Here is a 13,396-nt window from a genome sequence, read left to right on the forward strand (position 1 = left end):
CACGCCACGGGAGAACCGGATCCATGTTCGCGCGCCGCCCGATCGCCTCGCTCGGCATCGCGCTTTACCCGACGGCCGACATCTGTCGCTGACGGCCCGCGCCCGCGCGCGCCCGTCCGAAAACAAGCGACCCGCTCCCGGATACGCATGCCGGGGGAACAGATGCCTGGAGCCGAGACCATGGATCTCAAGATCACCAACACGCTCACGCGGGAGAAGGAAGTCTTCCGCCCGATCGATCCGAGCCACGTGCGCCTCTACGTGTGCGGCCCGACGGTCTACGACTTCGCCCATGTCGGCAACGCCCGTCCGGTGGTGGTGTTCGACGTGCTGGCCCGGCTGCTGCGCCGGCTGTACCCGGCCCCGGAGCACCGCGTCACCTACGTGCGGAACATCACCGACGTCGACGACAAGATCAACGCGCGGGCCCGCGCGAACGGCGAGACCATCGCCGAGCTGACGGCCCGCACGGCCGCCCAGTTCCACGAGGACATGAGAGCCCTCGGGGCCGAGGACCCGGACGTCGAGCCGCGGGCGACCCACCACATCGCCGAGATGATCGCGCTGATCGAGCGGCTGATCGCCAAGGGCCACGCCTACGCCGCCGACGGCCACGTGCTGTTCAGCGTGCCGTCGATGCCGGAGTACGGCGGGCTGTCGCGGCGCGACCGCGACGAGATGATCGCCGGCGCCCGGGTCGAGGTGGCACCCTACAAGAAGGACCCGGCGGACTTCGTGCTGTGGAAGCCGTCGGACCCGGAGCTTCCGGGCTGGGACAGCCCGTGGGGCCGCGGCCGGCCGGGCTGGCACATCGAGTGCTCGGCGATGTCGTGGAAGCACCTCGGCGAGACCTTCGACATCCACGGCGGCGGGCTCGACCTGATCTTCCCGCACCACGAGAACGAGATCGCCCAGTCGCGCTGCGCCTTCGGCAGCCACGTCATGGCCACCTACTGGATGCACAACGGCTTCGTGACGGTCGAGGGCGAGAAGATGTCGAAGTCGCTCGGCAACTTCTACACCGTCCGCGACGTGCTCCAGGAGTGGCCGGGCGAGGCGATCCGCCTGCTGCTGCTGTCGGCCCACTACCGGGCGCCGCTGGACTTCTCGAAGGCGGGGCTGCGGGAAGCCAAGGCCCAGCTCGACCGGCTGTACCAGGCGCTGGAGAGTGCGCAGAACGTCTCAACCGTGCGCCCCGACCTCGCCTTGAAGAATCAGGGCGACGCAATGGTCAACATCGACCGTCCTCAAGAAACGTACATCACCGACGCACTGTGCGACGACCTGAACACCCCGCTTGCGATCTCCAGATTGCATGAGCTGGCTACGCGATTGAACAAGGCGCCGGACGATCAGAAGTTCGGGATGAAGCGTACTTTGCTGCAGGGTGCTGAACTCCTCGGCTTGCTGCAGAACACTCCGGATGAGTGGTTCAGGGGTGGAGTCAGCGACATCAGTCAGATCGAGATCGAGCGGCTGATCGCGGCCCGGGCCGACGCCCGCAAGGCCCGGGACTTCGCCGAGGCCGACCGCATCCGCGACACGCTCAAGGCCCAGGGCATCGAGCTCGAGGACGGCCCGCAGGGCACGACCTGGAAGCGGGCGGGGTAAGGAGGGGCGCAGGGCTCCCCCATTCCCGTCGTGGTGGGGCGGCCGGGAGGGGGCACACCCGCGCAAGCCGGCTTTGCGCCGCTGATTCCTTGCGGCACCGCGCCCTCGCTGGTAGAGACCGGCACCGCCGAATTCCGGTACCGGAGGGCACGTCATGGCCGGCGACGACCGCGTCTATCTGTTCGACACCACCCTGCGCGACGGGCAGCAGACCCGCGGCGTCGACTTCACGGTGGCGGACAAGATCGCGATTGCCCGCGCCCTCGACGCCCTCGGGGTCGCCTATGTCGAGGGCGGCTGGCCGGGCGCCAACCCGACCGACGACCGGTTCTTCGCCGAGCCGCCGAAGCTGGAGCAGGCGCGGCTGGTGGCGTTCGGCATGACCCGCCGCCCGGGCCGCAGCGCCGAGAACGATCCCGGCCTCGCGGCCATCCTGGACGCCCGGGTGCCGGCGGTCTGCCTGGTCGGCAAGACCTGGGACTTTCACGTCGACGTGGCCCTGGAGATCGAGCGCGACGAGAACGTCGCGATGATCCGGGATTCCATGAAGCGCTCGATCGCGGTCGGCCGCGAGGCGATGTTCGACTGCGAGCACTTCTTCGACGGCTACAAGGCCAACCCCGACTACGCCGTGAGTTGCGCCAAGGCGGCCTACGAGTCCGGGGCGCGCTGGATCGTGCTGTGCGACACCAACGGCGGCACCCTGCCGCACGAGATCGAGGAGATCGTCGGCGAGGTCGCCAAGGCGGTGCCGGGCAGCCATCTCGGCATCCACTGCCACAACGACACCGGCAACGCGGTCGCCAATTCCCTGGCGGCGATCCGGGCCGGCGCCCGCCAGGTCCAGGGGACCATCAACGGGCTCGGCGAGCGCTGCGGCAACGCCGACCTGATGGCGATCATCCCGAGCCTGGTGCTGAAGATGGGGATCGACTGCGGCGTCACGCCGGAGCGGCTGACCCACCTGACGGCGGTCTCGCGGATGCTGGACGAGCGGCTGAACCGGCCGTCCGACCCGCACCGCGCCTATGTCGGTGCCGCCGCCTTCGCCCACAAGGGCGGGTTGCACGTCTCGGCGGTGCAGAAGGATCCGACGACGTACGAGCACGTCGACCCGGCCTCGGTCGGCAACCAGCGCCACATCCTGGTGTCGGACCAGGCCGGCCGCTCCAACATCCTCGCCCGCTTCGCCGAGATCGGCGTCGAGATCGATCCCAAGCACCCGAAGGTGCAGCGACTGGTCGAGGAGGTGAAGGAGAAGGAGTTCCAGGGCTACGCCTTCGACAGCGCCGAGGCCAGCTTCGAGCTGCTGGCGCGCCGGCTGATCCACGGGGTGCCCGAGTACTTCAGCATCGAGCGCTGGCGGGTCATGGACGAGCGCCGGTTCAACGCCCGCGGCGTGCTGGTCGTGGAGTCGGAGGCGACCGCGACCCTGACGGTCGACGACCGGGCCTGCCACGAGGTGGCGGTCGGCAACGGCCCGGTCAACGCGCTCGACACCGCGATCCGCAAGGCGCTGGTGCCGCATTACCCGTCGATCGAGGGCATGCGGCTGGTCGACTACAAGGTGCGGATCCTGCCGCCGTCGCGCGACGGCGACGGCACCGACGCGGTCACCCGGGTGATGATCGAGAGCGCCGACAGCGACGGCAACACCTGGCGCACGGTCGGGATCAGCCCGAACATCATCGACGCCTCGATCGAGGCGCTGGCCGACGCCCTGATCTGGCGGCTGCTGAAGGACGGCGTGCCGGCGCCGGGCACCGGGGGACCGGGAGCCTGAGCGCGGTGGCCGGCACCGACAGCTCCCGCGAGGACCTCGCCGCGGCCGCCGGCCCGGCCATCGTCCTGGTCGAGCCGCAGCTCGGCGAGAACATCGGCGCCTGCGCGCGCGCCATGCTGAACTGCGGACTGACCGACCTGCGGCTGGTACGGCCGCGCGACGGCTGGCCGAACCCAAAGGCCGAGGCGATGGCTTCGGGCGCGACGGCGGTGCTGGAGCGAGCCCGGGTCTACGACACCACGGCCGAGGCCTGTGCCGACCTGTCCTACGTGCTGGCCACCACCGCGCGCACCCGCGACATGAAGAAGCCGGCGCTCACCCCGCGGGCCGCGGCCGGCGAGCTGCGGGCGCGGATCGGCTCGGGGCAGGGGACCGGGGTGCTGTTCGGCCCGGAGCGGGCCGGGCTGGTGAACGAGGACGTGACGCTGGCCGATGCGGTGCTGTCGGTGCCGCTGAACCCGGCGTTCTCGTCGCTCAACCTCGCCCAGGCGGTGCTGCTGATCGGCTATGAATGGTACCAGGCGGGCGACGCCACGCCGGCTTCGGCGCTGATGGACGAGTCCTCGCCGCCGGCGACCGTGGCGACCCGCGAGTTCTTCCTGGCCCGGCTGGAAGCGCTGCTGGAGGAAGCCGGGTTCTTCTATCCCGAGCACATCGGCCCGACCATGAAGCGCAACCTGCGCACGCTGTTCACCCGGGCCGGCATGTCGGACCAGGAAGTGCAGACCCTGCACGGCGTGTTGCGGGCGCTGTCCGAAGGGCCACGGCGGCGCACCCGCACCGACTGACATCGTCCCGGATCGACCGGCGCGCACGGATGCGCCAGGATGGCGGTGCGTTCACATCTTCGGGAAGCAGGCGATGCTCGGCCATCTCTCGTTCGGCGTCGAGAACCTGGAACGGGCCGCGGCCTTCTACGACGCGGTGCTGGCTCCGCTCGGCTACGTCAGGGTCTGGACCTCCCCCCGGGCGGTCGGGTTCGGCCCGCCGGGAGGGGGTGACAAATTGGCGCTGTTCGCGAGACCGGGGGAGGTCGTTGCCCCCGGTCCGGGCTTCCACCTGGCGTTCGACGCCCCGGGCCGGGACGCCGTCGACGCTTTCCATGCGGCGGCGATGGCCGCGGGTGCCGTCGACGAAGGCAAACCCGGTGTGCGATTGCACTATAGTTCGACATACTACGCGGCATTCGTGCGTGATCTGGACGGATATAAACTAGAGGCTGTGCATCAATAGCCGGTATTGAATTCAAAATGATGGTGTTGTTTCCCCTGACTATATAGCCGTAACATTCGCCCCGTTCGGGGGTGACCGACGCGCCGCGTCATGGCCATGGACCTCGAATTGTTTGGCGGCTCCGGGGAGGAGGGATCCCGATGAACGAACGAGAATTGCGAGGTCTGATCGCGGACGTGAAGGAGGGGAACCTGTCGCGTCGGGCGTTCGTGCGCCGGATGGTTGCAGTCGGCCTCACCGCACCGCTTGCGGCCCAGATGCTGGCCTACAACGGCGTCGCGATGGCCCAGGTCAAATCGGCGTACAAGCCCACCAAGGCCGGCGGCGGCGGTGTGCTGAAGGTTCTGTGGTGGCAGGGCCCGACCCTGCTGAACCCGCACTTCGCGGTCGGCACCAAGGACCAGGACGGCTCGCGCATCTTCTACGAACCGCTCGCGGCGTGGGACGACGACGGCTTCCTGATGCCGGTCCTGGCGGCGGAGATTCCGAGCCTGGAGAACGGCGGCGTCGCAAAGGACGGCCTGTCGGTCACCTGGAAGCTGAAGCAGGGCGTCAAGTGGCACGACGGCAAGCCGTTCACTGCCGACGACTGCATCTTCAACTGGAAATACGCTTCCGACCCGGCGGCCGCGACCTACACCATCGCGAGCTACAAGGACGTTGAGGTCGAGAAGGTCGACGACCACACCATCAAGGTGCTGTTCTCGAAGCCGACGCCGTTCTGGGCCGACGCCTTCGTCGGTGCCCGCGGCTGTCTCATCCCGAAGCACGTCTTCGAGCCGTACATGGGCGCCAAGTCGCGTGACGCGCCGGCGAACCTGTCGCCGATCGGCACCGGCCCGTACCTGTTCGAGGAGTTCAAGCCGGGCGACCTGGTCCGCGGCAAGATCAACCCGAACTACCACGAAGCCAACAAGCCGCACTTCGACGCCATCGAGATGAAGGGCGGCGGCGATGCGGTTTCGGCGGCCCGTGCGGTGCTGCAGACCGGCGAGTACGATTTCGCCTGGAACATGCAGGTCGAGGACGCGATCCTGAAGCGGCTCGAGGAGGGCGGCAAGGGCAGGATCCACATCACCCTCGGCGGCTCGATCGAGCACATCCAGCTCAACAACACCGATCCGTGGACCGAGGTCGACGGCGAGCGCTCGAGCCTGAAGACCGAGCACCCGTCGCTGACCGACATGGCGGTCCGCAAGGCCCTGAACGTCCTGGTCGACCGCCAGGCGGTCGAGGACCACATCTACGGCCGGACCGGCAAGGCCACTCCGAACTTCCTGAACAACCCGGAGCGGTTCGCCTCGAAGAAGACGTCGTTCGAGCTGAACATCGACAAGGCCAACAAGCTGCTCGACGATGCCGGCTGGAAGAAGGGTGCCGACGGCATCCGCGAGAAGAACGGGGTCAAGCTGAAGTACGTCTACCAGACCTCGATCAACCAGCCGCGCCAGAAGACCCAGGCCATCATCAAGCAGGCCTGCCAGAAGGCCGGTATCGACATCGAGGTCAAGGCGGTCACCGCCTCGGTGTACTTCTCGTCGGACGTCGGCAACCCCGACACCTACACGAAGTTCTACACCGACCTGCAGATGTACACGACCACCCAGCCGCAGCCCGACGCCGGCACCTTCATGAACCAGTTCACTTCCTGGGAAGTGGCCACGAAGGAGAACAAGTGGCAGGGCCGCAACATCACCCGCTGGCAGAGCGAGACGTACGACAAGCTGTATCGCGCTGCCGAGGGCGAGCTGGATCCGGTCAAGCGGGCCGAGCTGTTCGTCAAGATGAACGAACTGGTGATCGAGAACGTCGTGGTCATCCCGGTGGTCTGGCGTGGTGGCGTGGCCGCCGTGTCCAACAAGCTGAACGCTCCGCTCAGCGGCTGGGACAACAACACGTTCAACATCAAGGACTGGTTCCGCGAAGCCTGATGCCGGTCTGAGCGAGGGAGCCGGCCGCCTGGCGGCCGGCTCCCGTCATTTCTTTCGAAGGGCTTCGACACCGTGAGCCAATACCTGATCCGGCGCATATTGATCGCGCTTCCGAGCCTGCTCGGAATCAGCCTCGTGCTCTTCACCGTCCTGGCGCTCGCGCCGGGCGATCCGTTCGGCGAACTGGCACAGAACCCGGCGGTGCCGCCGGAGGTGGCAGCCTCCCTGCGCGAGAAGTTCGGCATGGACGATCCGATCTGGGAACGCTACGTCAAGTGGCTGACCCAGATGCTGCAGGGCAACTGGGGCTTCTCCTTCGTCAGCCGCGTCGACGTGGACGTGCTGATCATGCAGCGGTTGCCGACGACGCTGATCGTCATCGGCTCGTCGCAGATCCTCGCTCTGCTGGTGGCGCTGCCGGTCGGCGTCTACGCGGCGGTCCGCCCGTACTCGCTGTTCGACCAGATCGCGACGACGCTCGCGTTCATCGGCTTCTCGTTGCCGACCTTCTTCACCGGCCTGATGCTCATTCTGATCTTCAGCATCACGCTCGACTGGCTGCCGTTCGTCTACCAGTCCAACGTCGAGGCGACCGGCCTGGCGTTCTACTGGGAGCACTTCAAGCAGTCCATCATGCCGGTCAGTGTGCTCGGCCTGTTCCAGGCCGGCGTGCTGACGCGCTTCGTCCGCTCGGCCGTGCTGGACGTGGTGCGTCTCGACTTCGTGACCACCGCCCGGGCGAAGGGCCTGCGCGAGCGCGCCGTCATCGTGAAGCACATCGTTCGCAATGCGATGATCCCGGTGGTGACGCTGGTCGCTCTGCAGATGCCGGCCGTGTTCGGCGGCGCGGTCGTCACCGAGCAGATCTTCCGGGTGCCGGGCATCGGCTCGCTGCTCATCGCGGCGATCCTGGCCAACGATACGCCGGTGATCATGGCCGTCACCTTCGTCTTTGCGTGCCTCGTGATCCTCTTCAACCTGATCGCGGACCTGCTCTATGGCTGGCTCGACCCTCGCATCTCCTACCGCTAACGCGTCCGGGGCCACGACGGCCCGGCGTCAGAGCGTGACGCCGGCCATGGAGGCCTGGCGTCGCTTCCGGAAGCACCGGTTGGCGGTTGCGAGCGCGGTGATCCTCTTTCTGATGATTTTCGCGGTCCTGTTCGGCCCGGTGCTCTGGCCGGTGGCGATCAACGACATCGACTTCAGCGCGATGCTGCAGGGACCGTCCTGGGCTCACCCGATGGGCACCGACGACCTCGGGCAGGACGTCCTGGCGCGCATGCTGTACGGCGGCCGGATCTCGCTGGCGGTCGGGCTGTGCGCCATGTTCGTGGCGATCGGCCTCGGTGTCCTGATCGGCGCCATCGCCGGAATGGCGCGGGGCAGCATCGACGCCGCGCTGATGTGGTTGACCGACCTGTTCCTGTCGCTGCCGCAGCTGCCGCTGCTGCTGGTCCTGATCTACCTGTTCCGCGACGTGCTGAAGGAGTGGGCCGGGCCGGAACTCGGCGTGCTGATCCTGATCATCGTGGTGATCGGCGGTCTCCGGTGGATGCCGGTTGCCCGGCTGGTGCGCGCCCAGTTCTTTTCGCTGCGCGAGAAGGAATTCGTGGAGGCGGCACGGGCGCTGGGGGCGTCGCAGAGCCGCCAGGTGGTCCGCCACATCCTGCCGAACTCGCTCGGGCCGGTGATCGTCGCCGCCACGATCGACGTCGCGGTCGCCATCATCGCCGAGTCGACGCTGTCGTTCCTCGGCCTCGGGGTGCCGCCGGACATCCCGACCTGGGGGCGCATCCTGTTCGACGCCAAGGACTACCTGGACTTCGCCCCGCACTGGGCGCTGTTCCCGGGGGCGGCGATCTTCCTGACCGTGCTCTGCATCAACTATATCGGCGACGGGCTGCGCGACGCGCTCGATCCGCGCCGGGTGATCTAACACCGTGCCGGGACCGAACGGCATCGCGGCCCGTCGGACGGCGGACCGGTCAATCAGTCAGTGGGGACGTTCAATGACGGCATTCCGTTCGGGTGGGCGAGACAGGGCGGGCTGCGGCGGCGCAGCCGCGCGGTCGGAGGCGTGACGTGACCGAACCATTGCTGGACATCCGGGGGCTGAAGACTCACTTCAAGACCGACGACGGCATGGTGCGGGCGGTCGACGGGGTCGACATCGCCATCGGGCGCGGCGAGACGGTCGGCGTGGTCGGCGAGTCCGGGTGCGGCAAGACCGTCACCGCCATGACGGTGATGAAGCTGATCGCCATGCCGCCCGGCGAGATCGTCGAGGGCGAGATCCTCTGGCAGGGCCGGGACATCGTGAAGATGAGCCCCGACGAGATGCGGAAGATCCGCAGCAAGGAAATCGGCATCATCTTCCAGGAGCCGATGACCTCCCTCAACCCAGTCTACACCGTCGGCGACCAGATTGCCGAGGTGGTGCGGCTGCACGAGGGGCTGAGCCGGCGGGAGGCGACGGACCGGGCCATCGAGATGCTGAGGCTGGTCAATATCCCGACGCCGGAGCGCCGGGTGAAGGACTACCCGCACCAGTTCTCCGGCGGCATGCGCCAGCGGGTGATGATCGCCATGGCGCTGTCGTGCAATCCCCAGCTGCTGATCGCCGACGAGCCGACGACCGCGCTCGACGTGACCATCCAGGCGCAGATCCTCGATCTCCTGGCCGAGATGCGCGAGCGCCTGGGCATGGCGATCATGCTGATCACCCACGACATGGGCGTGGTCGCCGAGACCACGCACCGGGTGGTCGTCATGTACGCCGGACGTGTGGTCGAGGAGGCGACGGTCGACCGGTTGTTCGGCGACCCGAAGCATCCCTACACCCAGGGGCTGATCCGGTCGATCCCGCGCATCGACACCGCGGCCGAGAAGAAGGAGCGGCTGGAGGCGATCGGCGGTGTCGTGCCGAGTCTGCTGCACCCGCCGCCGGGCTGCCGGTTCGCCGCGCGCTGCCGGTTCGCGACCGACAAGTGCACCGAGGCGATGCCGCCGCTGCGGGACGTGGCGCCCGGCCACAAGGTCGCCTGTGTTCTCTACGATGCCTGATTCACCAAGACGCCTGGGGAAGGCCGCGCGATGACCGAACCACTGCTCCGGGTCAAGGACCTGAAGAAGCACTTCTCGATCAAGGGCGGCGTGTTCCGGCGCGAGGTCGACCGGGTCTACGCGGTCGACGGCGTCAGCTTCGAGATGCAGGCCGGCGAGACCCTGGGGGTCGTCGGCGAGTCCGGCTGCGGCAAGTCGACCACCGGCCGCTGCATCCTGCGCCTGATCGAGCCGACCGGGGGCGAGGTCTGGTTCGAAGGCAAGGACGTCACCCAGCTGGACACCCGCGAGCTGACCGCGCTCCGCCGCGACATGCAGATCATCTTCCAGGACCCGTTCGCGTCGCTGAACCCGCGGATGACCGTCGGCGGGATCATCGGCGAGGCCCTGACCATCCACAAGCTGACGAACAGCCGGCAGGAATACGAGGACCGCATCGTCGAGTTGCTGGAGACCGTGGGCCTGAACGCCGACCATTCCCGGCGCTATCCGCACGAGTTCTCAGGCGGTCAGCGTCAGCGCATCGGCATCGCCCGGGCCCTCGCGGTCTCGCCGAAGCTGATCGTGTGCGACGAGCCGGTGTCGGCCCTCGACGTGTCGATCCAGGCGCAGGTGATCAACCTGCTGGAGGACCTGCAGGAGAAGTTCAGCCTCACCTACATGTTCATCGCCCACGACCTGTCGGTCGTCGAGCACATCAGCGACCGCGTGGCGGTGATGTATCTCGGGCGGATCGTCGAGATCGCCTCGTCGCGGGACCTGTACACCAACCCGCTGCATCCCTACACCGAGGCGCTGCTGTCGGCGGTGCCGATCCCGGATCCGACCCTCAAGCGCGAGCGCATCCGCCTGCAGGGCGACGTGCCGAGCCCGATCAACCCGCCGTCGGGCTGCCACTTCCACACCCGCTGTCCGATCCGGCAGCTGCCGCTGTGCAGCACCGAGACGCCGATGCTGAAGGAGGGACCGGCGGGGCACTGGTCGGCGTGCCACCTGCGCGGCGGGTGACGCCGCGCGGCAGGTGGGGCGCGAACGGCGTTTGACTTTCGCTGGGCGATCCGTATAACGCCCGCTCCATTCCCGAGAACGCGGGGTGCCCGCCTGTGCGGCGCGTCCCCGGCCCGGACCCCGGTCCGGAGGCCCTATCGGGACAACCCGACCGTCCGGCAACCGGACGGCCAAGAACAAGGAGACCGCTTCATGGCGAAGCGTGAGCAAGCGAAGCACAAGATCGACCGGCGCCTCGGCGTCAATCTGTGGGGCCGGCCGAAGTCCCCGCTGAACAACCGCGAGTACGGGCCGGGCCAGCACGGTCAGCGCCGCCGCAAGCCGTCCGACTACGGCATCCAGCTGATGGCCAAGCAGAAGCTCAAGGGCTACTACGGTAACATCGGCGAGAAGCAGTTCCGCAAGTACTACGCCGAGGCGGTCCGCCGCCGCGGCGACACCGGCGAGAACCTGGTCGGCATCCTGGAGTCGCGCCTGGACGCGGTGATCTACCGGATGAAGTTCGTGCCGACGGTGTTCGCCGCCCGCCAGTTCGTCAGCCACGGCCACGTCAAGGTGAACGGCAAGCGCGTCAACGTGCCGTCGTACCTGGTGCGCGAGGGCGACGTCGTCGAGGTCAAGGAGAAGAGCCGGGAGCTGCCGATGGTGCTCGAGGCCGTGCAGTCGGCCGAGCGCGATCTCCCGGATTACATGGAGGTCGACCACAGCGCCATGAAGGGTACTTTCCTGCGGCTGCCGAAGCTGGAGGACGTGCCGTACCCGGTGCAGATGGAACCGAACCTGGTCATCGAGTACTACTCGCGCTGATCCGACGGGTTTCGGTACCGGCTGCCGCCGGTGCCCGCAGAACGGCCGGCGACTGCGCCGGCCGTTTCGCATTCTGCTTAACCGATTGTTCATTCCTCGCCGTGAGACTAGGCTTGCGGGAGTGGAGAAGGGCGCCGGTAAAACACCGGCCGTGACTCCGCCCTCCAGAATGGAGTGGCAACATGTCGTCGGTGAACGTGGCGGCGCCCTTGCTGGTGCGCCAGGCGGTTCGCGAACATCGAAGCGGACGGTTGGATTCCGCCGCGGACCTGTACGAGCGCGCCCTTTCGAGCGATCCCGCCGACCCGGATGCGCTGCACCTCCTGGGCGCCCTGCACCTGCAGCGCGGCGACGCCATGGCCGCGGTTCCCTATGCCGCCAAAGCGGTGCTGGTCGAGCCGGCGCTGGCGCACGCCTACAACAACCTCGGCCTGATCCTGAAGGGGGCCGGACAGGCGGCGGCGGCAGCCCGCTGCTATCTGCAGGCGACGCTGGTCTCGCCGAAGTTCGCCGAGGCGCACTCGAACCTGGGTGTGGTGCTGAAGGCGGAAGGCCAGGCGGCCTTGGCGGTCCGGCACTACCGCCGGGCGCTGGACCTGGATCCGTCGCTTGGTGAGGCCTGGAACAATCTCGGGAATGTCCTGCAGGAACTCGGCGAGCTCGAGGACGCCGTCGAGGCTTACCTGTCGGCGGCCGACCGGATGCCCGACTGCGACACGGTCGCGTACAATGTCGGGCTGCTCCTGATGCGTATGGGACACCACGAGGACGCCCTGGTCCATCTGCGACGGGCCGTGGAACTGGCGCCGGAGCGCGACGGCGCCCGTCACCTGATCGCAGCGATCGAAGGCGAGACGACCCCGACCGCGCCGCGCGCCTACGTGCGAAGCCTGTTCGACGCGTACGCCAACCGGTTCGAGTCCCATCTGGTCGGAGAGCTGCAGTACCGGGCCCATCAGGCGACCGTCGATATCCTCGACACGGTGGGCGGGCCGGCCCGGCGGTTCGCGCTGGCCTACGATCTCGGCTGCGGGACCGGGCTCGTCGGCGAACTGGTGCGGGCGCGGACCAAGCGGCTGGTCGGGATCGACCTGTCGCCGGAGATGCTGAAGTGGGCCGAACGCAAGGGGCTGTACGACACCCTGATCTGCGGCGACATCGACGACGTGCTGGACCAGGAGACGGCGGCGCCCGACCTGGTGCTAGCGACCGACGTGTTCATCTATGTCGGCGAGCTCGACGGGACGATCGCGCGGCTCGCACGCCGGATGGCGCCGGGCGGGATGTTCGCGTTCTCGATCGAGACGGCGGCCGACGGCCTGGAGTGGTTCCTGCGACCGTCCGGCCGGTATGCGCACGGTGAGGCTTACGTCGCCGAGACCCTGGAGCGGCATGGCTTCCGGCTGCTCGCCAGCCGGCCGATCATGGTTCGCCAGGAGGCCGGCGAACCGCTGGACGGTGCGGTCTACCTGGCGGTCAAGCCGGCGGGCGACGGCGCGCCCGTGTGACCCGGATTCAGGCGTCGTCGAGCGGATCCGGCGCCGGGTTGCGCCAGCGATAGACGGCGATTCCGAGGGTCACGATCCCGAAGATCAGCATCCAGACCGGGCTCAGCCAGCGGTCGCGGATGTCCATCAGCCGAACGTCGTCGATGTTCTGCGGGTCGAACCCGACGGACAGCCGTTCGCCGACGGCAGTGGGGCGGTAGGTCTCGGCGGCCGCCCGTTCGACCGTCTCGCCCGGCGTCGGCGAGAACCGGAGGGTCGCCCGATACAGCGGGAACCCCTCCTGCGATCCCAGCGACTCCACGCCGACCACCTCGGCCTCCACGCTCTGCACGCGGCTGAGGAAGCCGGCGTCCTTGGAAAGACCGAGCGTGCCGGCGATGAACGACACGAGGGCGACCGCGATCAGGGCGCGGGGGCGCAGGAACGGCCTGCGGCGACGGCTCTTCATC

At 68.1% G+C, this 13,396-nt stretch carries 12 protein-coding genes; 11 read left to right on the plus strand and 1 reads right to left on the minus strand.

Annotation, left to right across the window (positions count from 1 at the left end):
- Positions 1–180 precede the first annotated feature (180 nt).
- The 11 genes from cysS (at position 181) to IE246_RS24315 (ending at position 12,947) form a co-directional block, all read left to right on the plus strand.
- Positions 181–1,611, plus strand: a complete 1,431-nt coding sequence (gene cysS, locus IE246_RS24265) for a cysteine--tRNA ligase (protein WP_189994608.1) — start codon at positions 181–183, stop codon at positions 1,609–1,611.
- Positions 1,612–1,765: 154 nt separating this feature from the next.
- On the plus strand, positions 1,766–3,394 hold the full coding sequence (gene cimA / locus IE246_RS24270; RefSeq protein WP_189994610.1) for a citramalate synthase: 1,629 nt from the start codon (positions 1,766–1,768) through the stop codon (positions 3,392–3,394).
- 5 nt (positions 3,395–3,399) lie between these two features.
- Positions 3,400–4,182, plus strand: coding sequence for an RNA methyltransferase (locus IE246_RS24275; RefSeq protein WP_189994612.1), 783 nt, complete (start codon positions 3,400–3,402; stop codon positions 4,180–4,182).
- A 73-nt stretch (positions 4,183–4,255) separates the two neighbouring features.
- Entirely contained in the window at positions 4,256–4,627 is a 372-nt protein-coding gene (locus tag IE246_RS24280) for a VOC family protein (RefSeq protein WP_189994614.1), read from the plus strand.
- A 140-nt stretch (positions 4,628–4,767) separates the two neighbouring features.
- Positions 4,768–6,558, plus strand: coding sequence for a peptide ABC transporter substrate-binding protein (locus IE246_RS24285; RefSeq protein WP_189994616.1), 1,791 nt, complete (start codon positions 4,768–4,770; stop codon positions 6,556–6,558).
- A gap of 72 nt (positions 6,559–6,630) precedes the next feature.
- Positions 6,631–7,590, plus strand: a complete 960-nt coding sequence (locus tag IE246_RS24290; RefSeq protein ID WP_189994617.1) for an ABC transporter permease — start codon at positions 6,631–6,633, stop codon at positions 7,588–7,590.
- A gap of 46 nt (positions 7,591–7,636) precedes the next feature.
- The gene (locus tag IE246_RS24295; protein WP_229837476.1) at positions 7,637–8,497 is read left to right on the plus strand and encodes an ABC transporter permease; all 861 of its coding nucleotides are present in this window, start codon (positions 7,637–7,639) and stop codon (positions 8,495–8,497) included.
- Between the two features lie 206 nt (positions 8,498–8,703).
- Entirely contained in the window at positions 8,704–9,624 is a 921-nt protein-coding gene (locus IE246_RS24300) for an ABC transporter ATP-binding protein (RefSeq protein WP_189994873.1), read from the plus strand.
- Between the two features lie 30 nt (positions 9,625–9,654).
- The gene (locus IE246_RS24305; protein ID WP_189994619.1) at positions 9,655–10,632 is read left to right on the plus strand and encodes an ABC transporter ATP-binding protein; all 978 of its coding nucleotides are present in this window, start codon (positions 9,655–9,657) and stop codon (positions 10,630–10,632) included.
- 192 nt (positions 10,633–10,824) lie between these two features.
- Complete coding sequence (gene rpsD, locus IE246_RS24310) at positions 10,825–11,439, plus strand: 30S ribosomal protein S4 (RefSeq protein ID WP_189994620.1); 615 nt, start codon at positions 10,825–10,827, stop codon at positions 11,437–11,439.
- A gap of 182 nt (positions 11,440–11,621) precedes the next feature.
- Complete coding sequence (locus tag IE246_RS24315) at positions 11,622–12,947, plus strand: tetratricopeptide repeat protein (RefSeq protein ID WP_189994621.1); 1,326 nt, start codon at positions 11,622–11,624, stop codon at positions 12,945–12,947.
- A gap of 7 nt (positions 12,948–12,954) precedes the next feature.
- Here the strand turns inward: IE246_RS24315 and IE246_RS24320 are convergent, their stop codons facing one another.
- Positions 12,955–13,395 carry a DUF3592 domain-containing protein gene (locus IE246_RS24320; protein WP_189994622.1) on the minus strand — a complete coding sequence of 147 codons (441 nt, stop codon included), beginning with the start codon at positions 13,393–13,395 and terminating at the stop codon, positions 12,955–12,957.
- Position 13,396 lies beyond the last annotated feature (1 nt).

This window comes from Thalassobaculum fulvum (genome assembly GCF_014652915.1).
GTDB classification, from domain to species: domain Bacteria; phylum Pseudomonadota; class Alphaproteobacteria; order Thalassobaculales; family Thalassobaculaceae; genus Thalassobaculum_A; species Thalassobaculum_A fulvum.